This window comes from Amycolatopsis sp. NPDC031561, from assembly GCF_055580625.1.
Genome location: NZ_JBVILA010000020.1, coordinates 1 through 26075 on the forward strand (window position 1 = coordinate 1; position 26075 = coordinate 26075).

The 26075-nt window shown below is 70.6% G+C and carries 25 protein-coding genes; 10 read left to right on the top strand and 15 right to left on the bottom strand.

Annotated elements, in window-relative coordinates; all coding sequences use genetic code 11:
• Positions 1-131: 131 nt before the first annotated feature.
• The 6 genes from ACZ5IK_RS31345 to ACZ5IK_RS31370 form a co-directional block, all read right to left on the bottom strand.
• A complete protein-coding gene (locus ACZ5IK_RS31345; RefSeq protein WP_101613036.1) occupies positions 132-572 on the bottom strand; it encodes an iron chaperone in 441 nt (146 codons plus the stop codon).
• Positions 573-622: 50 nt separating this feature from the next.
• Positions 623-1246: a glyoxalase gene (locus tag ACZ5IK_RS31350; RefSeq protein WP_465491015.1), complete on the bottom strand. Its 624-nt coding sequence runs from the start codon at positions 1244-1246 to the stop codon at positions 623-625.
• Between the two features lie 166 nt (positions 1247-1412).
• Positions 1413-1940 (bottom strand): regulatory protein RecX, encoded by a 528-nt coding sequence (locus ACZ5IK_RS31355; protein ID WP_465491152.1) that lies wholly within the window; start codon positions 1938-1940, stop codon positions 1413-1415.
• A gap of 79 nt (positions 1941-2019) precedes the next feature.
• Positions 2020-3060, bottom strand: coding sequence for a recombinase RecA (gene recA / locus ACZ5IK_RS31360; protein ID WP_101606377.1), 1041 nt, complete (start codon positions 3058-3060; stop codon positions 2020-2022).
• Between the two features lie 206 nt (positions 3061-3266).
• The gene (locus ACZ5IK_RS31365) at positions 3267-3461 is read right to left on the bottom strand and encodes a DUF3046 domain-containing protein (protein ID WP_410602261.1); all 195 of its coding nucleotides are present in this window, start codon (positions 3459-3461) and stop codon (positions 3267-3269) included.
• Between the two features lie 111 nt (positions 3462-3572).
• A complete protein-coding gene (locus ACZ5IK_RS31370; RefSeq protein ID WP_410665411.1) occupies positions 3573-5480 on the bottom strand; it encodes an Hsp70 family protein in 1908 nt (635 codons plus the stop codon).
• Between the two features lie 173 nt (positions 5481-5653).
• Between ACZ5IK_RS31370 and ACZ5IK_RS31375 the strand changes: the two genes are divergently transcribed.
• Together ACZ5IK_RS31375 and def are read left to right on the top strand one after the other, a co-directional pair.
• Positions 5654-10276: an ATP-dependent helicase gene (locus tag ACZ5IK_RS31375; protein ID WP_465491153.1), complete on the top strand. Its 4623-nt coding sequence runs from the start codon at positions 5654-5656 to the stop codon at positions 10274-10276.
• 37 nt (positions 10277-10313) lie between these two features.
• Positions 10314-10817: a peptide deformylase gene (gene def, locus ACZ5IK_RS31380; RefSeq protein WP_101606374.1), complete on the top strand. Its 504-nt coding sequence runs from the start codon at positions 10314-10316 to the stop codon at positions 10815-10817.
• Between the two features lie 47 nt (positions 10818-10864).
• On the opposite strand, the gene ACZ5IK_RS31385 is transcribed toward def, so the two are convergent.
• The 4 genes from ACZ5IK_RS31385 to ACZ5IK_RS31400 all read right to left on the bottom strand — a co-directional run bounded on the left by ACZ5IK_RS31385 (position 10865) and on the right by ACZ5IK_RS31400 (position 14113).
• Positions 10865-11980: a GNAT family N-acetyltransferase gene (locus ACZ5IK_RS31385; RefSeq protein ID WP_465491016.1), complete on the bottom strand. Its 1116-nt coding sequence runs from the start codon at positions 11978-11980 to the stop codon at positions 10865-10867.
• Between the two features lie 109 nt (positions 11981-12089).
• Entirely contained in the window at positions 12090-12758 is a 669-nt protein-coding gene (locus ACZ5IK_RS31390; protein ID WP_465491017.1) for a VOC family protein, read from the bottom strand.
• An 83-nt stretch (positions 12759-12841) separates the two neighbouring features.
• Entirely contained in the window at positions 12842-13606 is a 765-nt protein-coding gene (locus ACZ5IK_RS31395) for a maleylpyruvate isomerase family mycothiol-dependent enzyme (RefSeq protein WP_465491018.1), read from the bottom strand.
• Positions 13607-13630: 24 nt separating this feature from the next.
• Entirely contained in the window at positions 13631-14113 is a 483-nt protein-coding gene (locus tag ACZ5IK_RS31400) for an SAV_6107 family HEPN domain-containing protein (protein ID WP_410665414.1), read from the bottom strand.
• Between the two features lie 221 nt (positions 14114-14334).
• Between ACZ5IK_RS31400 and ACZ5IK_RS31405 the strand changes: the two genes are divergently transcribed.
• Both ACZ5IK_RS31405 and ACZ5IK_RS31410 read left to right on the top strand, forming a co-directional pair.
• On the top strand, positions 14335-14865 hold the full coding sequence (locus tag ACZ5IK_RS31405; protein WP_465491019.1) for a YbaK/EbsC family protein: 531 nt from the start codon (positions 14335-14337) through the stop codon (positions 14863-14865).
• Positions 14862-15425 (top strand): GNAT family N-acetyltransferase, encoded by a 564-nt coding sequence (locus ACZ5IK_RS31410; protein ID WP_101606368.1) that lies wholly within the window; start codon positions 14862-14864, stop codon positions 15423-15425. The genes ACZ5IK_RS31405 and ACZ5IK_RS31410 overlap by 4 nt, the downstream gene beginning before the upstream one ends.
• On the opposite strand, the gene ACZ5IK_RS31415 is transcribed toward ACZ5IK_RS31410, so the two are convergent.
• From ACZ5IK_RS31415 to metF, 3 genes are all read right to left on the bottom strand, one after another.
• A complete protein-coding gene (locus ACZ5IK_RS31415) occupies positions 15422-16303 on the bottom strand; it encodes a DMT family transporter (RefSeq protein ID WP_465491020.1) in 882 nt (293 codons plus the stop codon). The two genes, ACZ5IK_RS31410 and ACZ5IK_RS31415, sit on opposite strands and share 4 nt — an antisense overlap.
• A 318-nt stretch (positions 16304-16621) precedes the next feature.
• Entirely contained in the window at positions 16622-18307 is a 1686-nt protein-coding gene (locus tag ACZ5IK_RS31420; RefSeq protein ID WP_465491021.1) for a DUF885 domain-containing protein, read from the bottom strand.
• Positions 18308-18349: 42 nt separating this feature from the next.
• Complete coding sequence (metF, locus tag ACZ5IK_RS31425; protein WP_410665417.1) at positions 18350-19234, bottom strand: methylenetetrahydrofolate reductase [NAD(P)H]; 885 nt, start codon at positions 19232-19234, stop codon at positions 18350-18352.
• Positions 19235-19354: 120 nt separating this feature from the next.
• Between metF and merB the strand changes: the two genes are divergently transcribed.
• The gene (gene merB, locus ACZ5IK_RS31430; RefSeq protein ID WP_465491022.1) at positions 19355-20032 is read left to right on the top strand and encodes an organomercurial lyase; all 678 of its coding nucleotides are present in this window, start codon (positions 19355-19357) and stop codon (positions 20030-20032) included.
• Here the strand turns inward: merB and ACZ5IK_RS31435 are convergent.
• Both ACZ5IK_RS31435 and ACZ5IK_RS31440 read right to left on the bottom strand, forming a co-directional pair.
• Positions 20029-20334 carry an AzlD domain-containing protein gene (locus ACZ5IK_RS31435; protein ID WP_465491023.1) on the bottom strand — a complete coding sequence of 102 codons (306 nt, stop codon included), beginning with the start codon at positions 20332-20334 and terminating at the stop codon, positions 20029-20031. The genes merB and ACZ5IK_RS31435 overlap by 4 nt on opposite strands.
• The gene (locus tag ACZ5IK_RS31440) at positions 20331-20999 is read right to left on the bottom strand and encodes an AzlC family ABC transporter permease (RefSeq protein WP_465491024.1); all 669 of its coding nucleotides are present in this window, start codon (positions 20997-20999) and stop codon (positions 20331-20333) included. The genes ACZ5IK_RS31435 and ACZ5IK_RS31440 overlap by 4 nt, the downstream gene beginning before the upstream one ends.
• A gap of 48 nt (positions 21000-21047) precedes the next feature.
• On the opposite strand from ACZ5IK_RS31440, the gene ACZ5IK_RS31445 reads away from it, so the two are divergent.
• The 5 genes from ACZ5IK_RS31445 to ACZ5IK_RS31465 all read left to right on the top strand — a co-directional run bounded on the left by ACZ5IK_RS31445 (position 21048) and on the right by ACZ5IK_RS31465 (position 26020).
• Complete coding sequence (locus ACZ5IK_RS31445; protein ID WP_465491025.1) at positions 21048-21596, top strand: CGNR zinc finger domain-containing protein; 549 nt, start codon at positions 21048-21050, stop codon at positions 21594-21596.
• A 149-nt stretch (positions 21597-21745) separates the two neighbouring features.
• Complete coding sequence (locus tag ACZ5IK_RS31450) at positions 21746-22837, top strand: polyprenyl synthetase family protein (protein ID WP_101606360.1); 1092 nt, start codon at positions 21746-21748, stop codon at positions 22835-22837.
• Positions 22837-24312: a phytoene desaturase family protein gene (gene crtI, locus ACZ5IK_RS31455; RefSeq protein WP_465491026.1), complete on the top strand. Its 1476-nt coding sequence runs from the start codon at positions 22837-22839 to the stop codon at positions 24310-24312. Before ACZ5IK_RS31450 ends, crtI begins: the two co-directional genes overlap by 1 nt.
• Positions 24309-25238, top strand: coding sequence for a phytoene/squalene synthase family protein (locus tag ACZ5IK_RS31460; RefSeq protein ID WP_465491027.1), 930 nt, complete (start codon positions 24309-24311; stop codon positions 25236-25238). The genes crtI and ACZ5IK_RS31460 overlap by 4 nt, the downstream gene beginning before the upstream one ends.
• Positions 25235-26020: an LLM class F420-dependent oxidoreductase gene (locus ACZ5IK_RS31465; RefSeq protein WP_465491028.1), complete on the top strand. Its 786-nt coding sequence runs from the start codon at positions 25235-25237 to the stop codon at positions 26018-26020. Before ACZ5IK_RS31460 ends, ACZ5IK_RS31465 begins: the two co-directional genes overlap by 4 nt.
• Positions 26021-26075: the final 55 nt, after the last annotated feature.

Below are 26075 nucleotides of genomic sequence, written 5' to 3' on the forward strand. Positions count from 1 at the left end.
ACTCGACCGCTCAGTACGCTACCAACGTCTCACCAACCAGAAACCGTTCACGAAGTCCTGAAACACATCTGTTCACGAAGTCCTGAAACAGGACATCGCGCGGTAAAGCGAGCTGCCACTCACGATCCGGTTCAGCTCACCGCCTGCTTCACCAGGGCCGCGACGCGCTCCTCCACTTCGGCGGTGACCTCGGTCAGGGCGAAGGCTGTCGCCCACATCTCGCCGTCGTCCAACCGGGCCTCTTCGTTGAAGCCGAGCGTCGCGTAACGCGTCTTGAACTTGGACGCTCCCTGGAAGAAACAGACGATCTTGCCGTCCAGCGCGTAAGCGGGCTGGCCGTACCAGAGCTTCGGCGCGAGCATCGGGGCGTTGGCCTTCACGATGGCGTGGACCCGCTCGGCCAGCACGCGGTCTTCGTCGGGCATCTCGGCGATCTTCGCGACCACGTCCTGCTCCGCCGCCGCCGCTTTGTCGGCGCTCGAACCGCGACGCGCGGCCTTCTTCATGTCCTGGGCGTGTTCCTTCATCGCGGCCTTTTCTTCGGCCGTGAATCCTTCGTACGTGGTGCTCATGGTGTTTTCTCCCTGGTAGGCGGCGAGCGGGGGCATCCGGTAGTGGCACATCAGGACTGGGCGGCGAGCGTGGAGGTCTCCCAGGCGAACCCGTCCAGGTCGGTGAACGGGGCGGCGCCGCAGATCGCGATACGGTGCGAGCCGGTGCCCTCGGGCGGCACGCCCGCGTCCTTGGCCAGGGCCTTGCGCCGGTACAGCGCCAGCTTGACCGGGCTCGACCCGGATTCGAACTCGACGTACACGCGGCCGAAGCTCTTCCCGACGGTGAAGCCGTTCTCGGCGTAGAACTTCTTGCTCGCGGCCACGTCGCCGACGCCCAGCAGCAGCACGATGCTGTCGATCTCACGGGTGGCCGGACCGGTGTTCTTCTTCGCGGAGGTGGCGATCTTCCAGATCGCGCCGTCCGGGGCCTGGACGACGCCTCCGTAGCCCCACATCGACTTCTTGGCGGGCTTGAGGACGGTCGCCCCGGCCGCGACGGCGGCGTCGATGAGAGCGTCGGCGTTGGCGGGCTGGGAAACCACGAGGGAAAGGGTGTAGCCGCGGAAGCCGGTGGTCGGCTCTTGCGCGGCCCGCAGGCGCAGCTGGGTTTCGAGCCCGAAAGCGGCGGTGTAGAAGCGTTCGGCGGCCTCGGTGTCGGCCACTTCGAGGGTCACGGCGTCGATGAAGTTCATGCCGGTAACGCTATTTCTCAGTGGGCGTCCGGTGCTTCTCGATTCCTGATCGGTCGTATCGACGCAGGTCAGAGCTTCCGCGAACAGCAAAACACCGGCCGGTGGGCAACGGGCCCACTCGGCCGGTGAGCAGCTCAAGTCTTGGGTGATTCAGGTGCTGGGTGATTCAGTCGAGGGCGGCGTCGTCCAGGAATGCCGCTTCGGCGCCGAACTCGCGGAGTTCGTCACGGATCACGGTGTAGGCCAGCCCCTGGGGATAGCCCTTGCGGGCGAGGAAGCCCAGCAGGCGGCGGATCGCCGTCTGCTCGTCGACGTTGCCCAAGGAGCGCATGCGCTTCCGTACCAGCTCTCGGGCGCGCTGCTCCTCTGCCTCTCGGTCCACCTCGTCGGCGGCCTGGACGGCGATATCCCCATCGATTCCTTTGCGTTTGAGTTCGGTCACGAGGGCGTTCCGCGAAAGGCCCATGTTGGCATGCCGGGAACGAACCCACATTTCGGCGAACTCGGCGTCGTTGATGAGCCCTGCCTGGTCCAGCTTACCGAGCAGGGTCTCCGTCGTCTCCTCGTCGAAGCCCTTGCGCTTCAACGCCTGACGAAGTTCGTCCGTGGAACGCGGGCGCGCGGCCAGGAGATCGAAGCAGATCTCCTTGGCCTTCTTCCTCCGCTCGTCCGGCGGCAGCTCCGCCGGATCCACCTTGGGCGCACGCATTCAGCTCTCACTCCAGTCGCAAGTCATCCGCCCGGCACGACCACGGCCGGGGGTCCGGGGGCTCCTAGAAGTCGACCGGCGCGGGAGCGGCTTCGGCGTCGACGACGGCGCCGATACCGAGCTTCTCCTTGATGCGCTTCTCGACCTCGTTGGCGATGTCCGGGTTCTCGAGCAGGAACTTGCGCGCGTTTTCCTTGCCCTGTCCCAGCTGGTCGCCCTCGTAGGTGTACCAGGCGCCGGACTTGCGCAGGATGCCCTGGTCGACACCCATGTCGATCAGCGAGCCCTCACGCGAAATGCCCTTGCCGTACAGGATGTCGAACTCGGCCTGCTTGAAGGGCGGCGCGACCTTGTTCTTCACGACCTTGACGCGGGTGCGGTTACCGACGGGCTCGCCGCCGTCCTTCAGCGTCTCGATGCGGCGGACGTCCAGCCGGACCGACGCGTAGAACTTCAGCGCCTTACCACCGGTGGTGGTCTCCGGGGAGCCGAACATGACGCCGATCTTCTCGCGCAGCTGGTTGATGAAGATCGCGGTGGTGCCGGAGTTGCTCATCGCACCGGTCATCTTCCGCAGCGCCTGGCTCATCAGCCGGGCCTGGAGACCGACGTGGCTGTCACCCATCTCGCCCTCGATCTCGGCGCGCGGCACGAGCGCGGCGACCGAGTCGATGACCAGGATGTCGAGCGCGCCGGAGCGGATCAGCATGTCCGCGATCTCGAGCGCCTGCTCACCGGTGTCCGGCTGGGAGACCAGCAACGCGTCGGTGTCGACGCCGAGCTTCTGGGCGTAATCCGGGTCCAGCGCGTGCTCCGCGTCGATGAACGCGGCGATGCCGCCGTTCCGCTGCGCGTTGGCGACCGCGTGCAGCGCGACGGTGGTCTTACCGGAGGACTCAGGACCATAGATCTCGATGACCCGGCCACGGGGCAGGCCGCCGATCCCGAGCGCGACGTCGAGGGCGATGGCACCGGTGGGGATGACCTCGATCGGCACACGGCCCTCTTCGCCGAGGCGCATGACCGAGCCCTTGCCGTACTGCTTGTCGATCTGGGCGAGGGCCAGTTCGAGCGCCTTGTCCTTGTCGGGTGCTGCTGGTGCCATGGAGTCCACCTCGTTGGTTGAGCCGGTAAGGCTTGTTTCAGTTCTGAGCTGTCGGGTCCGACGCTACGGGCGACCACCGACAATTCCAGGCCTCGCGCCCAAGCTGTGGATCGCTGACCCCGTTGTGGACAACACCCTAGACGAACGTGTGTTCGACCCCGTGGCCGACACGCCGTCGCGCTAGAGTTCTTGCCCTTTCACCGAGGTCAGCGCCGTTCCTGCGGGACCTCGAAGGCGTCGCAGACCGCCCGCCAGACGTCCTTGGCCGAGGTTCCCGCGGCGAGGGCCTGTTCGACGGTCCGGCCCCCGAGTTCACCGAAGACGTGATCCCTGGAAAGGGTTTCCGCACGTCCGGGACCGAATTCGTCGGCCATCAGCCGCCGGAAGACCGTGATACGCATCGGGCGAAGTCTAGCCCGGGCTCCGGCGCGAAACGCGTGAAGGCCTCCTTGAGGGACCCTGGGTCCCTCAAGGAGCCCTTCACGGACTTCCGCCCGAAACGCCGGCTACCTCTACTCGCCCGGCTGGACGCTCTTCTCGAAGTAATCGGCCAGTTCGCCCGGCGTCGGGGTCTGCCCTTCGGCCGGGACCTGGTAGATGAAGCCGACCAGCGGCCGGTCGGTCACGGTGAACACCAGGACGGCCGCGTTCCGCCCGGCGGCCGAGGAGTACTGGCCTTCGAGGGCGTTGCCCGCCCACTTGGCCTCGGTGCGGTCGCCGCCCGCCGACTTGAGCAGTCCGTCGGTGTAGGCCTTGAGCTTCTCCGCGGAGTCGCTCTGCAGGTAGGTCACCTGGGTCCCGGCGCGGCCCGGCGCGGAACAGGTCGAGGTCATGCCGAGGTTCTCCGCCGGTTTCGCCGGTCCGTTGCCCATCCCGGGCTTGCAGTCGCCGGTGTCGGCGATCTTCCCGGCGAGCTGGCGCAGGCAGCCGGTGAGGCCCTTGTCGTCGGCCGTGCCGGCCGTCTTGCACTCGTCGGCGGTGTAGGTCGTCGCCGACGAGGCCGTCAGGAAGTACACGAGCCCGGCGGCGATCAGCACGACGACCGCCGCGATGGCGCCGATGACGAGCGGTTTCTTCTTGCTCGCGGGCGCCTTGTCGGCGGGGGTCTGCCCGGCAAGGGAGTACGTCGGGAAGTTGGTCGGCGCGGGCTGCTGCACCTGCTGCGGGCCGCTGTTCGGGTAGCCCGACTGCGGGAAACCGCCGGACTGGCCGGGTCCGTTCTGGTAGCCGGGGATCGACGCGACCTGCTGCGGCGGCGCGTACGGGCCCGAAACGCCGGGGCCGACCTGGTGCGCGCCGGTTCCCGCCGCGACCTGCCCTTCGACGCCCTGCGTACGCGTGCTGATCCCGTCGGAAGCGACGTGCTGCGCGCCGAGCGCGACAGCGGTCTCGGGCTGGTCGAGGCTGCCGGGGACGACGCCGAGCTTCTCCGCGATCAGGCTGCCGACCAGCGGAAGCCTGCTCGAACCACCGACGAGGTAGATGCCGGCGAGCCGGTCCGGGGTCATCCCGGCGGAACGGACCACCCGCGCCATCAGTTCGACACTGCGCAGCATCGACGGCCGCACCAGCGCTTCGAGTTCGCCTCGCGTCACGAGGACGTCCTCGAACGGCTCCGGCATCGGGACCTCGGTCTGCGGGTGCCGTGAGAGGGCCTCCTTCGCCGCCTTCACGTCCTCCTGCAACGCGCGTCGCGTACGACGGTCCGGAGTGGACTCGGGCCGCAGGACCCGCTGCCAGCGCTGAGGATCCTTGTGCGAGACCTCGCGGCCGACGTGCACCAAGAGCGCCTGGTCGACGTCGAGGCCGCCGAGGTCGGGAAGACCGTCTTCAGCGACGACGGTGAAGCCGCCGTTGGGGGTCGCGCCGACGATGGCGACGTCGAAGGTGCCGGCGCCGAGGTCGTACACGGCGAGCGCCTGCCCCGGCGCGAGCGTCTTGCCGGGGAACGACGCGAAGTGCGCGGCCGCGGCGACGGGCTCGGGGACGAGCACCAGGTTGCCGCCCATCCCGGCGAGCCGGGCGGCGGACAGGAGCACGTTGCGGCGGGTCTGACCCCACTGCGCGGGGTGGGTGAGCCGGACCTCGTCGGGCAGTTCGCCGCCGAGCTGGCGGGTGGTCTCGTCGAGGACGCGGCGCAGGATCGCGGCCAGCACCTCGGTGACGGGGATGACGTCGGTGCCCAGCAGGAGCGTCTGCTCGTCGATGCGGCGCTTGGGGTTGGGCTCGAAGCGGGTCGGGTCGAGGCGGGCGCGGCGTTCGGCGTCGCGGCCGACCATGATCGTGCCGTCTTCGGTGGCGAACACCGCGGACGGCATGTTGGCCGAGCCGTCGACCTCGACCACCCGCGGCGGCCTCCCGTGCGCCGAAAGCACGGCCACGGTGTTGGACGTCCCGAGGTCCACCGACAGGATCCGCACAGCTCATACCCCTTCAACAGACGAACGGCGGCCGCCCCAGTACCGATCCGGCCGCGCTGGCCGTGATGCTCCCATGAGCGAGGTCACCGTACGTGCGGAACCCGCCGAACTCGTCCCCGTCCGGGTGCCGTGTCACAGCCCTCGGAGCGAAACTGTCGGTGGTCCGGCGCACTATGGAGGGCGTGGCAGACGTACTCGACCTCTTCTCCCCCGCGACCAGGGACTGGTTCACCGGGGCCTTCGCCGCGCCCACCCGCGCGCAGGAGGGGGCGTGGCGGGCCGCGCACGCGAGGGAACACGCGCTGGTCGTGGCCCCGACAGGGTCCGGTAAGACACTGTCCGCGTTCCTCTGGGCGCTGGACAGGCTGTCGGTCGAGCCGCCGCCGTCCGAGCCGCGGAAACGCTGCCGTGTCCTCTACGTCTCGCCGTTGAAGGCGCTGGCGGTCGACGTCCAGCGCAACCTGCGGGCGCCACTGGCCGGTATCTCGCAGGCGTCGCGGCGGCTGGGGCTGCCGGTGCCGGACATCGGCGTCGGCATGCGCACCGGCGACACCACCGCGGCCGAGCGGCGTTCCTTCGGCAAAACTCCGCCGGACGTGTTGGTCACCACGCCGGAGTCGCTGTTCCTCATCCTCACCTCGTCCGCGCGAGACTCGCTGCGCGGCGTGGAGACGGTGATCATCGACGAGGTGCACGCGGTCGCGGGCGGCAAACGCGGCGCGCATCTGGCCTTGTCACTGGAGCGGCTCGACGCGCTCTTGGAGAAGCCCGCGCAGCGGATCGGGCTGTCGGCGACGGTCCGGCCGATCGACGAGGTCGCTTCGTTCCTGGCGGGCGGCAGGCCGGTCACCGTCGTCCAGCCGAAGCTCGCGAAGACGATCGAGGTCCGCGTCGAGGTCCCGGTCGAGGACATGTCCACTCTCGACAGTCCACAGGGGCCGAAGCAGAACGAAGACCTCGATGCCGGTCTCGCTCAGCTCCCCGGCGCGCTGGAGGAGATCGACGGCACCCCGCGGCGGCCGTCGATCTGGCCCGCGGTGGAGGAACGGGTCCTCGAACTGATCCAGGCGCACCGGTCGACGATCGTGTTCGCCAACTCGCGGCGGCTCACCGAGCGGATGACGGCCCGGCTCAACGAGCTCGTCGCGGAACAGACGGAACTGGAGCCCGACCAGCGGTATCCGGCCGAGGCGATCGGCCAGTCCGGGCTCACCACCGGTGCGGCGCCGGTGATCGCGCGGGCGCACCACGGTTCGATGTCGCGGGAGCAGCGCACCCACGTCGAAGAGGAGCTGAAGACGGGCCGCCTCGCCTGTGTCGTGGCGACGTCCTCCTTGGAGCTGGGCATCGACATGGGCGCGGTGGATCTCGTCGTGCAGATCGAGGCGCCGCCGACGGTCGCTTCGGGGCTGCAGCGGGTCGGCCGGGCCGGGCACCAGGTCGGCGCGGTGTCGAGCGGGGTGATGTTCCCGAAGTTCCGGGGTGACCTCGTCTCCTGCGCGGTGGTCGCGGAACGGATGGCGTCCGGCGCGATCGAGGCGGTGCGGTATCCGCGAAACCCGCTGGACGTGCTCGCGCAGCAGATCGTGGCGATGGTGGCGCTCGAATCGTGGACGGTCGACGAGCTGGCCGCCCTCGCCCGCCGCGCGGCGCCCTTCGCCTCCCTGCCGGACGACGCGCTGTCCGCGGTGCTCGACATGCTCGCCGGGCGGTATCCCAGCGAGGAGTTCGGTGAACTGCGGGCGCGGATCACCTGGGACAGGGTCAGCGGTGAACTGCACGGCCGCCCGGGTTCGCAACGGCTGGCGGTGACCTCGGGCGGCACGATCCCCGACCGCGGCCTGTTCACCGTGATGACGCCGGGCGGGGACGGCAAAGCCGGGTCGCGCGTGGGTGAGCTCGACGAGGAGATGGTCTACGAGTCCCGCGTCGGGGACACGATCCTGCTGGGCACCTCCTCCTGGCGGGTCACCGACATCACCCACGACCGGGTGATCGTGGTGCCCGCGCCGGGTGAGCCGGCACGGATGCCGTTCTGGAAGGGCGACGCTCCCGGCCGTCCGTTGGAACTGGGGCGCGCGCTCGGCGCGTTCGTCCGCGAACTGTCCACTTCGGAGCCTTCGGTGGCCAGGGAACGCGCCGCCGTCGCCGGGCTGGACGAGTACGCGTGCGACAACCTGCTGGGGTATCTCGAAGAGCAGAAGGCCGCCACACGGCATGTGCCGAACGACAAGACGGTGCTGCTGGAACGCTTCCGCGACGAACTCGGGGACTGGCGGGTCATCCTGCACTCCCCGTTCGGCGCCCAGGTCAACGCGCCGTGGGCGCTCGCGATCGCGGCCAGGCTGAGGGAGAACCGCGGGGTCGACGCGCAGGTGGCGCATTCCGACGACGGCATCGTGCTGCGGCTGCCGGAGGCTTTGGACTCCGAGGGCTCGGAGATCACCATCGGCGTCGAAGACGTGCTGCTCGATCCGGAGGAGGTCGAGCAGCTGATCGTCGCCGAGGTCGGCGGTTCGGCGGTGTTCGCCGCGCGGTTCCGGGAATGCGCGGCGCGGTCGCTGCTGCTCCCCCGCCGGGATCCGCGCCGTCGCACGCCGCTGTGGCAGCAGCGGCAGCGCGCGTCGCAGTTGCTTTCGGTCGCGGCCAAGTACGAGCGGTTCCCCGTGGTGCTGGAAGCGATGCGGGAAGTCCTGCAGGACGTGTACGACGTCGGCGGGCTGCGTGAGCTGATGGCCGACGTCCGGTCGCGGAAGGTCAAGCTGGTCGAGGTCGAGACACCGTCGGCGTCGCCGTTCGCGCGAAGCCTGCTCTTCGGCTACGTCGGGATGTTCCTGTACGAGACCGACGCCCCGCTCGCGGAACGGCGCGCGGCGGCGCTGGCACTGGATTCGACGCTGCTGGCCGAACTGCTCGGCACCGAAGCGATCCGGGAACTGCTGGACGCCGAGGTCGTCGCCGAAGTCGAGCGCTCCCTGCAGCGGCTCGATCCCGACAGGCACGCCCGCAACGCCGAAGAAACCGCGGATCTGTTGCGCTTCCTCGGAGATCTCTCGATCGAGGAGGCCGCCGCACGGGGTATCCAGCGGGAATGGCTGGAGGAACTGGAATCCGCGCGGCGGGTGATCCGGGTCCGCATCGGCGGCGGCGAACGCTTCATCGCCATCGAGGACGCGGGCCGGGTGCGGGACGCGCTGGGCACCGCGTTGCCGGTCGGCGTGCCGGAGGCGTTCACCGAACCGGTCGAAGATCCCGTCGGCGACCTGCTGTCGCGTTACTCCCGTAGCCGTGGCCCGTTCAGCGCCCGGCAAGCCGCCGAGCGGTTCGGGCTGGGGACGGCCGTGGTCACCGGCGTGCTGGACAGGCTGACCGCGCAGGGCAGGCTGGTCCGGGGTGAGCTGAGCCCGGTCGGACATCCGGAGACCCACGGCGTCGGCATGGAATTCTGCGACTCGTCGGTGCTGCGCAGGCTCCGGCGGGCGTCGCTGGCTCGGCTGCGAGCCGAGGTGGAGCCGGTCGAACCGGCGGCGCTGGGCCGGTTCCTGCCGTCGTGGCACGGCATCGGCGCGCGAGTGCGTTCGGCGCCGACGGCGGACGACGTGCTGTCCGTGGTCGAGCAACTGGCAGGCGCCCCGCTCCCGGCGAGCGCGGTCGAGTCGCTGATCCTGCCGAGCAGGCTCCCCGGCTACACCCCCTCGCTGCTCGACGAACTCACCACGGCGGGCGAGGTCACCTGGTGTGGCTGCGGTTCCCTGTCCGGCGGGGACGGCTGGCTCGCGCTCGCGCCGACGGACGTCGCCGATCTGTTGCTGCCCGACCTCGACGACGATCTGCCCTCCAGTCCGCTCCACACGGCGATCCTGTCCACTTTGGAGGGTGGGGCGCAGTTCTTCCGCCAGCTCGTGGACCGGGCGTCGCCGTTGGTCGAAACCCCGCCGAACGACGGCGAAGTCGTCGACGCGCTGTGGGATCTGGTGTGGGCCGGGATGGTCACCGGGGACACGCTGGGCCCGCTGCGGGCGCGCGTCTCCGGTTCCGGCGCGGCCCACAAACCCCGGCGCCAGGCACCACGAGGCCGCTACGCGCGGCTTCGCGCCGGGCGACCGGCGATGCCGTCGCGTTCCGGGCCGCCGATGGTGGCCGGCCGCTGGGCGCTGACCCCGGAACGCGAACCGGATCCGACCAGGCGTGCCCACGCGCGGACCGAGGCCTTCCTGGAACGGCACGGCGTGCTCACCAGGGGCGCGCTCGACACCGAGCGGGTGACGGGCGGTTTTTCCGGGATTTACAAGGTTTTGCGCGGGATGGAGGACTCGGGTCAGGTCGTCCGGGGTTACGTGGTCGAAGGACTCGGCGCCGCGCAGTTCGCGGCGAAGGGCGCCGTCGACAGGCTGCGCGCGCAGTCCGGGAACCAGCGCACCACCCAGGAAGGGGCGGTCGTGCTCGCCGCCGCCGACCCGGCGCAGCCCTACGGCGCCGCGTTGTCGTGGCCCGCCGCGACGGGCGACACGAAGCACCGTCCGGCAAGGAAAGCGGGTGCCTTGGCGGTGCTCGTGGACGGCGTCCCGGTTATGTACGTCGAGCGCGGCGGCCGGTCGCTGCTGAGTTTCACCGAGGATCAGGAGTCCTTGCGTTCGGCCGCGCGGGCCCTGTCCACGGCGGTCCGGGAAGGCTGGCTGGGGCAGCTCGCGGTGCAGAAGGCCGACGGCGAGGTGGCGCTCACCTCCGAGCTTTCGGCCGTCCTTCAGGAGGCGGGATTCCGGGCGACTCCCAAGGGGCTGCGCCTGCGGGCCTAGACTTGCCGCCCAGACCTGCGGAGAAGGACGTTCGAACATGGTGATGCGCGACCTGCGCTACTTCGGGGATCCCGTGCTCAAGACCGTATGCGATCCGGTCACGACATTCGACAAGAAGATCGAGTCGCTGGTGACCGATCTGATGGACGGCGTGAAACCGGCGGGGCGCGCGGGTCTCGCGGCACCTCAGATCGGGGTCGGCCTGCGGGTGTTCAGCTACGACGTCGGCGGGCTGACCGGCTACGTGATCAACCCGGAGATCGCCGAACTCTCCGAGGAGACCCACGAAATCGGCGAAGGCTGCCTTTCCGTGCCGGAACTGTGGTTCCCGGTCGTCCGCGCGAAACGGGCCGTCGTGCGCGGTGTCAACCTGCGCAACGAACCGATCGAGGTCGAAGGCTTCGACGTCCTCGCGCAGTGCCTGCAGCACGAGACCGATCACCTCGACGGCAAGCTCTACCTGGACCGGCTCACCGCCGAGCGCAAGAAGCGTGCGCTGGGCGAGGCCCGCGGCAAAGACTGGTTCTGGAACCGCAAGTAGTCCTCTAGTTGCGGTCGTTCGCGTTCCGAACTACCGCAACTAGAGGACTAAACGCGGGGGTCTAGGGCGCGGGGATCTGGGACGCGCGGGTCGGGGAGGCGGAAGCGCAGGGTGCCGGAGTCCCCGGGGGTGCGTTCGGGGCGCAGGCCGATCCGGGCGGCGGTGCGGTAGAGGGAGTCGTCGCCGGGCAGGCAGACGGCGGCGAGTTCGCGTTCTCCCGTGGCCTTGGCGAGGACGGCGAGCCTGCTCAGCAGGGCCGTGCCGATGCCCTGGCGCTGCCAGGAATCCTCGACCAGGAGCGAGACTTCGGCCGCGCCGCCGTCGGCCGACGGAATCAGCTGGCCGAGACCGATCACGTCACGACCGCAGACCGCGAGCAGGCTGCTTCCGCGCGGCGGCATCAGCAGCCGGTGCAGCCAGCGGCGCGGCACCGCGCGCATCCCGGTGTGATAGCGGTGGAAAAGCGTGGTCATCGAGCATCTCTGGTGCAGCGCGGACACCGCCTCCGCGTCGCCGGGGACGCCCTTCCGCAGGACTATCGCGGCGCCATCGGGCCGGTCGAGCACGATCGGCCCGGTCACGTTGTCGCGGACGGCGGTCATCAGGCCGGTCAGCGCGACGGCCCGGCTCAGCTCCAGTTCGACGAACGGTGACCACCGGCGGCGCGCGACGAACGCGGTGCCGTCCCCCGCCGCGAACACCGCCCGGTGCCCGCCCTCCGTGCGGGCCGGGTTCGCCTCGATCGACGGGACCTTCGTGACGACGTCGGCCGCGAGAACGCCGCGAAGCACCTCCGCGAGGCCACCGGGCTCCTCGACGGCCCTCTTGGCCGCGGTGAGCGTCGCGGTGGCCGGATCGACCAGTTCGGCCAGATCCGCGTCGATGACGGCGGAGCATTCGCACCCTTCGTCACGGATCGCGTCGACGAGAAGTTGCCGGGGCAGGCCGGTGGCCGGCCGCAGCACGATCTCGTCGAGCACGCCGCCGGGCACCGGGAGCACCGACAGCCCGAGGATGTTGCACTCGAGGTCGGCGAGGCGGATCGCGATCCTGGCCAGGGTGCCCGGCCGGTCGTCCACGCGGATCCGGACCCGCCAAGCGGACGCGGCCGTGGTCTCTTCGCCGGGGTGGACCTGGGCCGGCAGGACTCGATAGGTCTCCATGACCTCAACGTTCCCGGCCGGTTGTTGCCTGCCCACGGCGCGGGTGTTTCGCTCAGGTCAGCGTTCGGCCCCGCCACGCAACTCCGACGAAACAACCGGGCTGAACACCTCAGCGCCGCGTGAGCACGCTGAATTCGTTGCCCTCCGGGTCCACCATCGCCTGACCGATCTGCCCTGTCGCGCCGAGCTCCCGCAGGCGCCGGACTTCGGACACGCGGCTGCTGCCTCGCCGTGGCGCGATCTCGAACCGCAGCCGGTTCCGGTGCCGTTTCCGTTCGTCCGTGGCGAGGAACTCGATCCACGGGCCGCGGCCGTCCGGCGGCCGCAGACCCACGATCGACTCTTCGCGGACACCGATCCGCCAGCCCAGCGCGGCCGACCAGAACCGCGCGAGCCGCTCCGGATCGAGGGCGTCGGTGACGACCGACGCGAGCGCGCCGGTGCCCGCGTACTGCTCGCGGGGTTCGAGGACGCAGAACTCGTTGCCCTCGGGATCCGCCAGCACCACCCACGGCACCCGTTTCTCCTCCGGCGGACCCTGGCCGATGTCGATGTGCCGTGCGCCGAGGGACAGCGCGCGGTCCACCACTTCGGCCTGGTGCTCCGGAGAACGGCTCGCCAGATCCAGATGCAGCCGGTTCTTGCCCCGTTTGGGCCCCGCCTCGGAGCGGAAGGCCGGTTGGAACGGGGCGTCCCAGCTGAACAGCCCTTCCCAGAAACCCGCCAGATCTCTGGGAAGGGCCGAGTCGAAGACCAGATTCACCAGCTGTACCGCCACACCGGTGAATCTAGACGGCACCACCGACACTTTCGAGTGCTCCGCTGACTGTCGCTGACCGGTTTGGCTTCCCCACCGACCGGTCATCGGGTCGCGAGCCGCAAAAGGGCCCAGAGTTGTCCCGCCATGTCCTGGTCTCCGCTGACCGTCACCGCCGTCGGACCCGCCCGGCCCCAGAGCCAGCGGTAGATCTTGTCCGGCTGCCCGGTGACCAGATCGTCCGCGCGCTGGGCCTCCTCGGCCGAGCAACGCCAGGCGATCGTTTCCGCGGGCCCGGCCCTGGCGATCCAGTGGTGGCCCGCGGTGCGCACGCCGACCGATCCGGTCTTGGTGCCCGACAGTCCCAGCAACGGCAACCGCTGGCCGAACCAGAGCGTCAGCGCCTCGTCGATCCCGTCGAGTGCCACGTCTTCGGGGATCTCCGACACGTCCCGTCCGGCCGCGCTCTCCGCGTCGATCCGGTGGATCGTCGCCTCGTGCGCCATCCGCCGCCGCCAGAACCCGTAGCTGCGGTCCGCCGGCCACCAGGTCGGCGCCAGTTCGTCCGCGTCGTGCGCGGACAGTTCGGCGACGAGTTCGTCCCGGCCCTCGCGGAAGTACTCCTCCAGGGTCTGTCCCGGCCCCGGTTTCCGCTGCCAGTGCTCGGGACGCCGCCCGTCGGTGATCCAGCGGCGGGTGACCCGGTACACGCTGCCCACGTGCCGGAGCACCTCACCGAGTGTCCATCCGGGGCAGGTCGGGACCGGCGCGTCCGCGGACGCGGTGTGCGCCACCTGAGCCATCAGCTCGGTCTCGGCGCCGATCACCTCCAGGAACCTGCCCTGGTCGATCATGGCCTGCCCGGCCATCGGGCACCCCCTCTCCGCGGTGGCCTAGGCCACATGCGCCGAATCACCCATCGGCAGCCCGTGCACCACCCGTCGTACCAATTCCAGGAACACGGTGGCGGCACGCACCAGCTCGTCCGCCATGTCGACGGTGACCTTCCCGGTGATGCCCGCCTGCGCCGCCGCCCGCGTCGCGGAGTTGGCCGCGAAGAACGCCGCCCACTCCTTCAGCTCGGGCGCGACGGAGTCGAGCAGCACCCAGCCGCTCGCGGGGCGGGCCCGGCCCCGGTGCGGACGGCCGCGTGCCTCCAGCACCGCCGCGGCGCCCCGCAGCGCGGCGAGGTACGCCACGATGAACCGCTCCGCGGGATCGGTCTCCCGCTCTGCTTCGCCAAGGCCACGCCTTGCCTGCGCGTACAAGGAGACCGCCGCGGGTGGTGCCGGCGGGCGCAACGACATCGGCAGGGCGGGCTGCGCGGTGCCCCCCGGCCTCTCGGCTTCGTCGGGGGACACGACCGAAACGGACATGACGACCCTCCTCCTGTACGTGAGCGCCGGCCGGTGCCCGGTGCCGAGGCGCTTCCCCCGCCCCCGCTCCGGGCACCTACCGGTGCGCGCTCACCGAATGTCGAACGTCTGTTCGAACAAGACCAATGTAACCCTGACGTGCCCCTTTCTTCAACCCCGTAGCGGGGTGATCGCCGCATGTGGCGCGGGACACGGGATCGGCCACGTGATCTCATAGGCTCATGAGCACCATCGACCAGTCCGGCCACCCCTCGGTGGCCAAGGTCGCGGCCGCGCTCGCCGAGGCGGGTCAGCAGGCCGCCGCGGACGGGATCCGGATCCTCCCCGCCGAAGTCCGCACGGCCGCGCAAGCGGCCGAAGCGCTCGGTGTCGAGGTCGGCGCGATCGCGAACAGCCTCGTGTTCCGCAGCCGCACCGGTGACGCGGAGACGGCCCTGCTCGCGCTGACGTCGGGCGCGCACCGCGCCGACACCGGAATCCTCGCCGCGTCGACCGGCGCCGACGAGATCGGCAAGGCGGACGCGGATTTCGTCCGTGCGCACACCGGGCAGCCCATCGGCGGCGTCGCCCCGGTCGGTCACCCGAAGGCGTTGACCACTCTCGTCGACACCGCGTTACGCGCTCACGACGTCGTCTGGGCCGCCGCCGGGCATCCGAAGTCGGTGTACCCCACGACGTTCGACGGGCTCGTCGCGCTGACCGGGGGTACTCCCGCGGACGTCGCGGGCGCCGGGCAGGATGGGCGCCCGTGACCGCGATGTCCTCGGAATGCACCCGCTACGTCCAGCTGTCCGCGGACGAGTTCCGCGCCCGGCTCCCCGAGGCGCTGACCATCTACGTCGACGCCATGCGCTATCCCGAAGGCACGGCGGAACAACGCGCGCCGATGTGGCTCACGCACGCGCTGCGCGAAGGATGGCGCTGTATGGCCGCGCTCGACGCGAACGGCGTCCTGCTCGGCCTCGCCTACGGCTACAAGGGCCGCGGCGGCCAGTGGTGGCACGAACAGGTCCGCCACGGCCTGACCCGCCGTGAGGGCCAGGCCGCCGCCGAGCAGTGGATGTCCGACTACTTCGAGCTCACCGAGATCCACGTCAGCCCGGCGAGCCAGGGGAAGCGGATCGGCGAGGACCTCCTGCGACGACTGCTCGACGGCGTGCCCAGCGCCCACGTTCTCCTTTCCACGCCGGAAGGCACCAGCCGGGCCTGGAACCTTTACCGGCGCGTCGGTTTCGTCGACGTGCTGCGGGACTACCACTTCGCCGGGGATCCGCGGGCGTTCGCGATCCTCGGCCGGACGCTGCCGCTCTAAGGCTTCGAGTAGGCGACGGCGAGCGCGGCGATCAGCACCGCCGCGCCGCACCAGCCGACGGCGCCGAGCCGTTCCCCGAGGACGACCATGGACAGCAGCGCGGCCGTGAGCGGTTCGAGCAGGGCGGACAACGCGGCCAGGACGGGGTGCGCGCCCTCGAGGCCGCGGAAGTACGCGGCGTAGGCCAGCGCCGTGGGCACGACGCCGAAGTAGACGACGAGCGCGAGCACGCCGGCCTGCGGCGGCACGGCCATCCCGAACCACAACGCGGCGGGAGTGAGCGCGGCACCGCCGATCAGGCAGCCGAAAGCCGTGGTGGGCAAGGGATCCAGGCCGTCGACGCGGGTCGCGGTCACCAGGGTCAGCGCGGCGAACCCGGCCGCGGCGAGCAAGGCGAACAGCACTCCGGCGACGTCGGCTTCTTGCCCGGGCGTCCACTGCAGCAGCGCGAGCCCGATCAGGGACCCGGCGAGGGACACCGTCGTCCATGCCGAGGGAAGCCTTCGGGACTTGACGGCCGTCGCGACGGCGAGCAGCACGGGCGCGCTGCCGATGGTGGTCATGGTCGCGACGCTCACCGAACTCAGCGAGACCGCGACGAAATAGCTGGTCTGGAAGAGGGCGAACAGGCCACCGACCGCCAGGAGGCGACGGCGGGCCTCCGGTGTGCGGGGAAGGCCGCGGAGGCCGCCGGTGAGCCAGAGGTAGCCGGTGGCGATCACGCCGCCGATGAGCAGCCGGTACGCGGCGACGCTCAGCGGATGGAGTCCCGCGCGGGAGGCGAGCAGGGATCCGGCGAGGCCGCCGGTCCCCCAGAGGACGCCGGCGAGGACGAGCGCGGCCGACGATCGGGCGCGCGTGGGTACGGCAACGGACATGGGGAAACGCTCCTGCGTCTGGTGTCGGTGTCTGAGGACGGCGACGACGCGGGGTGCTTCTTCAGCGCATCAGGAAGAGGCCGGGCGGCTGGAACGCCGCGCGGCCGCACACACCCCGCTCAGGAGGCGGGAGGTGGGGTGACGAGAAAGATCCGGTGCACGGGGGGAACGTAGCAAGGCTGCGGCCGGTGCCGCACGTGAATTGCGCGCGGCCGGTGCCCCTCCGGATGCTATGAAAGGCCCGTTACTGGCAAATTTTGCAAGTAACGGGCCTTTCATAGCGCGCTCTTGGACCACGAAAAGGCGCGAGAGGGCGGCTCAGTCCAGCGCGGCCAGCATCTCCCGCAACGTGTCCAGCCCCATCCCGCCGAGCGCCAGCGCCCGCGTGTGGAACTGCCTGATGTCGAAAGCGTCGCCCTGCCGGGCACGGGCCTCGTCGCGCGCGGCGAGCCAGAGGCGTTCGCCGAGCTTGTACGACGGCGCCTGTCCCGGCCAGCCCAGGTAGCGGTCGATCTCGTCATGCACGTGGGCCGGGTCGGTGACGGTCCGGGTGAGCATGAACTCCAGGCCCAGCTCGGGCGTCCAGCGCTCGCCCTCGTGGAAGCCGGTGCCCGCCGGGATCTCCAGTTCCAGGTGCATGCCGATGTCGACGATCACGCGCGCGGCGCGGAACAGCTGCTCGGACAGCATGCCGAGCAGTTCGCCGTCGTCGGCGAGGAACCCGAGGTCCTCCATCAGCCGCTCGGAGTACAGCGCCCAGCCCTCGGCGTGCCCGGAGGTGAACGCCAGCAACCGCTGGTACTTGTTCAACGACTCCGACTGGTCGACGGCGGTCGCGATCTGCAGGTGGTGACCCGGCGCGCCCTCGTGGTAGACGGTGCTGACCTCACGCCAGGTGATGAACTCCTCCCGGCCCTGCGGCAGCGACCACCACATGCGGCCGGGGCGGGAGAAGTCCTCGCTCGGGCCGGTGTAGTACGCGCCGACGGTGCCGCCGGGCGGGGCGATCTTGCACTCCAGCTCCATGACCTGGTCGGAGATGTCGAAGTGCTTGCCGCGCAACGACTTCAGCGCGTTGTCGGACAGGTTCTGCATCCAGGCCTGGAATTCCGACCGGCCACGCACGACGTACTTCGGATCGGCGTCGAGGACGGCGGCCGCCTCGGCGAGGGTGGCACCCGGTTTGATCCGGTTCGCGACCTCGCGCATCTCCGTTTCGATGCGGGTGAACTCGGCCCAGCCCCAGGCGTAGGCCTCGTCCAGGTCGAGGGTGGCTCCGGTGAACAGCCGGGACCACAGCCGGTAAACCTCGGCGCCGACGGCGTCCTTGACCGGGGCCCGCGGGGCGAGCTCGGCGCGGAGGAATCCGGCGAACTCCGCGTACGCCTCCTGCGCGGCGCGGGCGGCGTGCTCGAGTTCGGTGCGAAGGTCCGCGCTCACGCCCTTCGCGCCGGAGATCAGCGTGGTGAAGAACCCGGTCTCTTCCTTGAGCCCCGCCCAGGTCTCGGCCTGCTCGGCGACCTTGCTGACCTGGCGGAGCGCCGAGACGCGGCCCGCGTCGGCGGCGGCGAGCAGTGACGCGCGGTACTGGTCGAGCGCCTCGGGAACCTTGGCCATGCGGGCGGCGATGTTCGCCCAGTCCCGCTCGGTCTCGGCGGGCATGAGGTCGAAGACCATCCGCAGGTTCTGCGCGGGGCTCTCGATCACGTTCAGCTCGGCGATGTCGAGACCCGCCTCGTGGATCTCCAGGATCAGCCCGGTCCGCTCGGTGAAGACCGCCTTGGCCGCGCGTTCGCCGTCGTCGCGCGGCTCGGCCGCTTCGATGTCGGCCAGTGCCCGGGAGGCGATCGCGGCCCGCGCCGCGTACCCGGCGGGCGAGTAGTCGGTCAGCTGGTCGTCGTATCCGGAGATGCCGTACGTCGTCGCGGTGACCGGGTCGGCCGCCGCGTACTCGTCGACGTACCGGTCACAGATCTGGTGCACACTTTGCGCGGTCGAAGCCATGCCAGGCACGCTACCGGGACGAAGGGCGACTTCGGTACGGAGTTACGCGCGGGCCGGGACCAGCCCGAGCCTGCTGACCACCTCACGCGTGGCCTTGGACCGGTTGAACGTGTAGAAGTGCAGGTCGGGGACGCCTTCGGCGATGAGCCGCTCGCACAGTTCGGTCACCGCGTCGATCCCCGCCGCCCGGAACGACTTCGGGTCGTCGGCCAGCGGTTCGAGCCGGTCGAGCAGCCGCCGCGGCGCGGGCGCGCCGGACAGCTTGATCGACGTGTGCAGCGTCCGCAGCGTGGTCAGCGGCATGATGCCGGGGATGACCAGCGCCTCGCAGCCGGTCGCCGCCACCCGGTCCCGCAGGCGGAGGAAGTCCTCGGGTTCGAAGAACAGCTGCGCGATCGCGAAATCCGCGCCCGCGCGCAGCTTGCGCACCAGGTATTCGGTGTCGGCCTCGAGGTTCGCCGACCTCGGGTGGCCGTACGGGAAGGCCGAGACGCCGACGCAGAAGTCGCCGAGCGAACGCACCAGTTCGACGAGTTCCTCGGCGTAGTTGAGCCCGTCCGGATGCGGCACCCAGTCGCCGTAGACGTCGCCCGGAGGGTCGCCCCGCAGCGCGAGGATGTTCCGCACGCCGACGGCGGCGTACCAGCCGATGACGTTGCGCAGTTCCGCGACCGAGTGGTTCACGGCGGTGAGGTGCGCCATCGGCACCAGCGTGGTCTCGGTGGCGACGCGGGCGATGCTGCGGATGGTGCCGTCGCGGCTGGAGCCGCCGGCGCCGTAGGTGATCGACATGTACGCCGGGTCCAGTGGCTCGAGTTCCCGGATCGATTTCCACAGCACGGCCTCGTCCGCCGTGTCCCTCGGCGGGAAGAACTCGATGGAGAAAACGGGTCCATCACCCTGCAACCGCTCGACCACCGACGTCATACCGTCATGTTAGGGGGGAAAGTCCGCTGGCTGGGAGCCCCCTCTCAGGCATTGGACTTGCGACTTCAGCCACTCGCCAACGGTTGCCGAGCGGCGTCCACCTGGGGAGACTCTGGAGCCATGAGTGCCGAAGACGACACCAGCTGGGACGAAGACGTCCGCGTCGCGGTCTACCGGGCGTTCGCCGAGCACGGGAGGCGGCCGACCGCGCCGGAGCTGGCCGACGCCGCCCACGGGTCGCTGGCGGTGGCGAAACAGGCGTTGCACCGGCTCGCGGAGCAACGCCACGTGGTGCTCGACGCCCGCGAGCACGTCGTGATGGCGCATCCGTTCGCGGCGATCCCGCTGGGATTCTCCGTGATGGGCGAACGGACGCTGTGGTGGGGCGGCTGCGCGTGGGACGCGTTCGCGATCCCGCATCTGGTCAAGGGCGAGCCCGAGGTGCTGGTGTCCACCCGCTGCCGCGGCTGCGGCGAGCCGCAGGCCCTGATGGTGAACGACCGGACCCCGCCGAAGGGTGAACTCGTCGCGCACTTCCTGGTCCCGGCGGCGCGGATGTGGGACGACGTCGTGCACACCTGCGGCAACCAGCGGCTGTTCTGTAGCGAGTCCTGCGTGGACGGATGGCTGACGGAAACGGGTCAGGACAAGGGTTACGTCCTGGACCTGGCGACGTTGTGGCGGCTCGCGGCGGGCTGGTACGAAGGCAGGCTCGACCACGGTTACACCCGCCGCGAGCCGAAGGACGCGGCCGCGTATTTCGCCAAGGCCGGGCTCTCCGGGCCGTTCTGGAGCTAGATCAGGAACCGCAGCGCGGCGGTGACGACGACGCCGCACAGGATCGCGGCGAGCACCGGCACGCGCAGCACGTAGGTGACGGCGATCGCGGCCAGGCCCGCGCAGAGCGTCCAGTCGACGCCGGACCAGGCCGGGCCGGTCACGTCGGTGAGCACCAGCCCGGCCAGCAGGGCGGGCGCGAGCAGCGCGATCACCCCGCCCAGGCGCGGCGGCAGGTCCCGGTCGCCGAGCAGGACCGGGCCCACCGCCTTGAACCCGATGCTGACCAGCGCCACGGCGACGATGGCGATCCAGAGCGTCATCGCCGCACCCCCAGGCCCACCAGCGCGGCGGCCGAGGCCCCGATCAGCGCGAGCCCGACCGGGACGAACAGCACCAGGACCCCGGCGAGGCAGGCGGCGAGGGCCGCGGTCAGGACGCCCTCGCGTGAGCGGCGCAGCTCGTCGATGAGCAGGACCAGGAAGAAGCCGGGGAAGACGACGTCGAGCCCGAAGCGCGCGACGACGTCCGGAGAGGGCGCGGCCACGACACCGAGCACCGTGCCCAGCACCCACGCGGGCAGCTGGACGAGCGTGCAGCCGATGAGTTTCTCGCGGTCGAAGCGCCCGCCGCCGAGGTGGGCGGCCACCCACGAACCGTCGACGACGGCCTGGCCCTCCCATGCCCGGCGCAGGCGCCCGCCACGCAGGTCCTTGGCGACGGCGGCGCCCATCGGCAGGAAACGCGCGTTGATCAGGGCCGCGGCGCCGACCGCGACGGCGAGGTTGCCGCCACCCGCGAGCGCGGTGGCCATCGCGAACTGGGCAGAGCCGGAGAACACGACGATCGACGCGACGATCGGGGCCGCGATCCCCCAGTTCAGAGTCTGGCTGTAGGCGCCGAAGGTGACACCGAGGACGAAGGTCGCGACACCCAGCCCGAGGCCGACGCGGGCGCCGGCCAGATAGTGCTGCCGGAGCGTTGTCATACGACCGACTCTAACAAGCTAAACTGAGTTTGACCATTAGGAGGACGCGTGGACGGCCACTGGGACGGGTACGACAGCATCGGCGGGAGCGTGCCGTTGGACCTGGTCAACACCGTTTCCTGGCGGCATGATCCGGCCAGGCGGGACGATCGGCTTTCGGATCCCGCGCGGCTGTCCGAGTGGGTCGTCCTGGTCGGCGCGGGCACCGAACGGCTGGAGATCTCCGAGGCCGTCTTCGACACGGTGAAGTCGTTCCGCGAGACGCTCTACCGGGTGCTCGTGTCGGACCCTCCGGACGCCACGGCGTTGCGGAAGCCCCTGGTCGCGGCGTACCGGCACGCCGAACTCGCGCCGTCCTTGCCGCTGCGGTGGACGGTGCCGTTGACCGGCGACGTCGCGCTGCCGCACTTCCTCGCACTGTCGGCCGAGGAGCTGCTGCGGTCCGGCGAACTCGCGCGGATCCGGGAGTGCGAGGGGCCGGGGTGCGGCTGGATCTTCACCGACCAGACGCGCAACCGGTCGCGGCGATGGTGCAGTTCGTCGGACTGCGGGAACCGGGCGCGCGCGAAGCGGCATTACGACAAGGGCCGCGGCTGACATCCCCCGCGTTTCGTCCTCTGGTTGCGGTCCATGCGCGTGCAACTACCGCAACCAGACGACCAAACGCGGGGAAGGGTGCGTCTGTTTCGCCACATTCCGCGGCACCCGACTGGGTCACGGCGGTGTCCTTCCCGGAGGATGTGCTCATGGACACGTCCGCCTACGACGCCGATCTGCCCGCCCACGTCGAGCGGGCGCTGGCCGGGTTCCTCGAGCGCGCCGGTGCCGAAATCCGCCGCACCGAACCGACCGTCGGAGCCGGGATCGACGCGCTGGCCGGATTCGTGCTGGGCGGCGGCAAACGCCTGCGCCCGACGTTCGCCTGGTGGGGCTGGCGCGGCGCGGGCGGCGACCCGGCGGGGCCGGACGTCGAAGGCGTGCTGCAGGCTGTCGCGAGCCTGGAGCTGATCCAGGCGTGCGCGCTGATCCACGACGACCTCATCGATTCCTCCGATTCGCGCCGCGGTTCGCCGACGGTGCACATCGCGGGCGCGAAACTGCACGCCGACAGCGGCTGGATGGGTTCGCCGAGCACGTTCGGGCTCGCGACCGCCGTCCTGGTCGGCGACCTCGCGCTGGCCTGGGCCGACGACATGTTCGGCGAGGCCCCGCTTCCGCCCGCCGCACTGGCCGCCGCGCGACCCGCGTGGCGCGCGATGCGCACCGAGGTGCTCGCCGGGCAGTACCTCGACGTCCGCACGCAGGCCACCGGGGACGCCTCCCCCGAGGCGGCGCTGCACATCTGCAAGCTCAAGACGGCCGCGTACACCGTCATGCGCCCGCTTCACCTCGGTGCCGCGCTCGGCGGCGCCGACGACGCCCTGATCGCGACGCTGCGCGAGTTCGGCGACGAGGTCGGCGTGGCGTTCCAGTTGCGCGACGACCTGCTCGGCGTCTTCGGCGACCCGTCGGTCACCGGGAAGCCCGCGGGCGACGACCTGCGCGAGGGCAAGCGGACGCTGCTGGTCGCGCTGGGCCTCCAGCGCGCGGCCGAGCAGGGCAAGGACGCCGCGGCGCGGGTCATCTCCGACGCCATCGGCGACGCGCACCTGTCCGAAGACGCCGTCGAGACCGTGCGCGAGGCGCTGCAGGACGTCGGCGCCGTCGACGCGGTGGAACGCCGTATCGACGAGCTCACCGAGTCCGCGATGGCGGCGCTGGACCGCGCCCATCTGGCCGAGCCCGCTCCCGCCGCGCTGACCGGGCTGGTCGTCAAGGCGACCCAGCGGACGTACTGATGCGCACCGTCACCGGTCCGAGTGACCACGTGGTGGTGATCGGTGGCGGGCTCGCCGGCTTGTCGGCGACGCTGCACCTGCTCGGCGCCGGACGCCGGGTGACCCTGCTGGAGCAGGACAAGAGCCCCGGCGGACGAGCCGGGCAGGCGGATTTCGGCGGGAACACCGTCGACACCGGCGCCAGCGTGCTGACCATGCCGGAGCTGCTCGACGAGGCTTTCTCCGCGGTCGGCGAATCGCTGGCGGGCAACCTGACGCTGACCCGGCTCGACCCGGCCTACCGCGCGCGGTTCGCCGACGGCAGCACCATCGCCGTGCACACCGAAGCGGCGGCGATGGAGGCCGAGATCCGCGCGGCCGCCGGTCCGGCCGAAGCCGAGGGCTACCGTCGTCTGCGGCGCTGGCTGACCGAGTTGTACGCGGTCCAGAAGGACCACTTCATCGGCGCGAACTTCGATTCCCCGCTCGATCTCGTCCGCCCGGAGCTGGCGAAACTGGCCGCGCTGGGCGGTTTCGGACGACTCGGCCCGAAGATCGGCGGCTTCCTGCGCGACGACCGGGTGCGCCGCCTGTTCTCCTTCCAGGCGCTCTACGCGGGACTCGATCCGGCCCGCGCGATCGGCGCGTACGGCGTCATCTCCTTCATGGACACCGTCGGCGGGGTCTACTACCCGTCGGGCGGGATGGGCGAGATCGCGCGGACGATGGCGAACGCGGCCGAACGGGCCGGCGCCGAAGTGCGCTTCGGCACCGAAGCCGCTTGGCTGGAACGGGTTTCCTCGCGGGTGCGCGCGGTGCGGACCCGCTCGGGCGAGCGGATCCCTTGCGACACCGTGGTTCTCGCGACCGAACTCGGCACCGCGTACCGGCTGCTCGGCGCCCGCCCGCGTCGCCCGCTGCCGCTGCGGTACTCGCCGTCGGCCGTCGTCCTGCACGGCCACGCGCCGAAATCGTGGCCGGATTTGGGCCACCACACCATCTACTTCGGTCACGCCTGGGAAAAGACGTTCTCGGAGATCATCCGCGAGGGCAAACTGATGAGCGACCCGTCGCTGCTGGTGACCCGGCCGACCGCCACCGAACCGGGGCTCGCCCCCGGCGGCGACCAGGTGATCTCGGTGCTGGCCCCGGCGCCGAACCTGCGCCGCGGCAAGATCGACTGGGGCCGGGTCGGTCCCGCCTATCGCACGGAACTCCTGCGGACACTGGAAAACCGCGGCCTCACCGGCTTCGCGGACGACTTCGCCGTCGACGAGACGATCACCCCGGCGGGCTGGGCGGAGCGCGGGCTCACCGCGGGCACCCCGTTCTCCCTCGCGCACACTTTCGCCCAGACCGGCCCGTTCCGGCCGGGAAACCTGGTGCGGGCGGCGGAAAACGTCGTACTGGCGGGCTGTGGGACCACCCCGGGCGTCGGCATCCCACCGGTGGTGATCTCCGGCAGGCTCGCGGCGGGAAGGGTCACCGGCCGATGAACGAACTCGACGCCGCGGGCATCACCGGACCGGCGTTGCGGGCGGCGTACACCGAATGCCGCCGCATCAACGCGCACTACGGCCGCACGTTCTTCCTCGCGACCCGGCTGCTGCCGTCGCGGACGCGGCCGTTCGCGCACGCGCTGTACGGCTTCGCGCGGATGGCGGACGAGCTGGTCGACAATCCCGCGCCCGGTACCGATCCCGCGGTCGCGCTGGACGAGGTCGCCGTCTTGGTCGCGCGGGTCTTCGACGGCGCCACGCCCGGCGATCCGGTGCTGGCCGCGCTCGCCGACACCGTGCGGCGCCACGATCTGGACCGCGAACTGTTCGACGCCTTCCTGCGGTCGATGGCGATGGACCTCAAGATCACCGAGTACGCGACCTACGCCGACCTCAAGGAGTACGTCCACGGTTCGGCCGAGGTGATCGGCCTGCAGATGCTGCCGGTCTTCGGCACCGTCGTCCCGGTCGCGGAGGCGGCCGCCGGCGCGGCCGCGCTGGGCGAGGCGTTCCAGCTGACCAATTTCCTGCGTGACGTCGGCGAGGACCTCGACCGGGGGAGGCTGTACCTGCCCACCGAGGAACTGGCCGCGTTCGGCGTCGACCGCGAACTGCTCGCATGGTGCCGCGCCCGCGGGCTGCCGGACCGGCGGGTACGGCGCGCGCTCGCCGTGACGGTGGCGCGCAACCGGGCGGTGTACCGCCGCGCCGAAGCGGGAATCCCGTTGCTGCGCGAGGAATCCCGGGACTGCGTGCGGACGGCGCTCGCACTCTACGAAGGCATCCTCGACGAAATCGTGGCCCTCGGTTACGACGTGCTGAACACCCGCGCCGTCGTTCCCCGCCGTCGTCGCGCGGCCGTCGCCCTGCCGAGGTTACTGGCGAGCGCGTGGAGCAACTCCAGGCTTAAGGTGCGATCATGACCTCTGCTGCGAACAGGAAGATCCGGATCGGCGTGCAGCTGCAGCCGCAGCACGCCGAGTACAAGGCGATCCGCCGGGCGGCTTCGGAAGCCGAAGACCTCGGTGTGGACATCGTGTTCAACTGGGACCACTTCTATCCGCTGTACGGCGAGCCCGAGGGCCTGCACTACGAGTGCTGGACCATGCTGGGCGCCTGGGCGGAGTCCACGTCACGGGTCGAGATCGGCGCGCTGGTGACGTGCAACAGCTACCGCAATCCCGAACTGCTGGCCGACATGGCCCGCACCGTCGACAACATCTCCGACGGGCGGCTGATCCTCGGCATCGGCTCCGGCTGGTTCGAGAAGGACTACGACGAGTACGGCTACGAGTTCGGCACCGCGGGCGGGCGGCTCGACAACCTCGCCGAGGCACTCCCCCGGATCGAGAGCAGGCTCGGGAAGCTGAACCCGCAGCCGGTCCGCAAGATCCCGGTGCTGATCGGTGGCGGCGGCGAGAAGAAGACGCTGCGCCTGGTCGCGAAGCACGCCGACATCTGGCACGGCTTCGGCGACCCGGAGGTCGTCGAGCGCAAGGTGAAGATCCTCGACCAGCACTGCGCCGACGTCGGCCGGGACCCGAAGGAGATCGAGCGTTCGGTCGCCGTCGAGGGCGAGCCCGAGGAACTGGGCCCGAAGCTGCTGGAGCAGGGCGTCTCGCTGTTCACCGTGGCGACCGGCGGACCGGACTACAACCTCGACAAGCTCCGGTCCTGGATCGCTTGGCGCGACAAGCAGGGCTGATCTTCTCCCCCCATGTCATGAAAGGGGCTTTCAGGACATTTTTTGTCCTGAAAGC

Excerpts from the sequence above, each read along its gene's own strand:
- ACZ5IK_RS31385 (WP_465491016.1), bottom strand. The coding sequence starts at position 11,980 with ATGGAGACCTATCGAGTCCTGCCGGCCCAGGTCCACCCCGGCGAAGAG.
- merB (WP_465491022.1), top strand. The coding sequence starts at position 19,355 with ATGAGTGCCGAAGACGACACCAGCTGGGACGAAGACGTCCGCGTCGCG.
- ACZ5IK_RS31420 (WP_465491021.1), bottom strand. The coding sequence starts at position 18,307 with ATGGCTTCGACCGCGCAAAGTGTGCACCAGATCTGTGACCGGTACGTC.
- ACZ5IK_RS31345 (WP_101613036.1), bottom strand. The coding sequence starts at position 572 with ATGAGCACCACGTACGAAGGATTCACGGCCGAAGAAAAGGCCGCGATG.
- crtI (WP_465491026.1), top strand. The coding sequence starts at position 22,837 with ATGCGCACCGTCACCGGTCCGAGTGACCACGTGGTGGTGATCGGTGGC.
- ACZ5IK_RS31460 (WP_465491027.1), top strand. The coding sequence starts at position 24,309 with ATGAACGAACTCGACGCCGCGGGCATCACCGGACCGGCGTTGCGGGCG.
- ACZ5IK_RS31350 (WP_465491015.1), bottom strand. The coding sequence starts at position 1,246 with ATGAACTTCATCGACGCCGTGACCCTCGAAGTGGCCGACACCGAGGCC.
- ACZ5IK_RS31440 (WP_465491024.1), bottom strand. The coding sequence starts at position 20,999 with ATGACAACGCTCCGGCAGCACTATCTGGCCGGCGCCCGCGTCGGCCTC.
- ACZ5IK_RS31450 (WP_101606360.1), top strand. The coding sequence starts at position 21,746 with ATGGACACGTCCGCCTACGACGCCGATCTGCCCGCCCACGTCGAGCGG.
- ACZ5IK_RS31405 (WP_465491019.1), top strand. The coding sequence starts at position 14,335 with ATGAGCACCATCGACCAGTCCGGCCACCCCTCGGTGGCCAAGGTCGCG.
- def (WP_101606374.1), top strand. The coding sequence starts at position 10,314 with ATGGTGATGCGCGACCTGCGCTACTTCGGGGATCCCGTGCTCAAGACC.
- metF (WP_410665417.1), bottom strand. The coding sequence starts at position 19,234 with ATGACGTCGGTGGTCGAGCGGTTGCAGGGTGATGGACCCGTTTTCTCC.
- ACZ5IK_RS31435 (WP_465491023.1), bottom strand. The coding sequence starts at position 20,334 with ATGACGCTCTGGATCGCCATCGTCGCCGTGGCGCTGGTCAGCATCGGG.
- ACZ5IK_RS31465 (WP_465491028.1), top strand. The coding sequence starts at position 25,235 with ATGACCTCTGCTGCGAACAGGAAGATCCGGATCGGCGTGCAGCTGCAG.
- ACZ5IK_RS31395 (WP_465491018.1), bottom strand. The coding sequence starts at position 13,606 with ATGGCCGGGCAGGCCATGATCGACCAGGGCAGGTTCCTGGAGGTGATC.
- ACZ5IK_RS31415 (WP_465491020.1), bottom strand. The coding sequence starts at position 16,303 with ATGTCCGTTGCCGTACCCACGCGCGCCCGATCGTCGGCCGCGCTCGTC.
- ACZ5IK_RS31375 (WP_465491153.1), top strand. The coding sequence starts at position 5,654 with ATGGAGGGCGTGGCAGACGTACTCGACCTCTTCTCCCCCGCGACCAGG.
- ACZ5IK_RS31400 (WP_410665414.1), bottom strand. The coding sequence starts at position 14,113 with ATGTCCGTTTCGGTCGTGTCCCCCGACGAAGCCGAGAGGCCGGGGGGC.
- recA (WP_101606377.1), bottom strand. The coding sequence starts at position 3,060 with ATGGCACCAGCAGCACCCGACAAGGACAAGGCGCTCGAACTGGCCCTC.
- ACZ5IK_RS31365 (WP_410602261.1), bottom strand. The coding sequence starts at position 3,461 with ATGCGTATCACGGTCTTCCGGCGGCTGATGGCCGACGAATTCGGTCCC.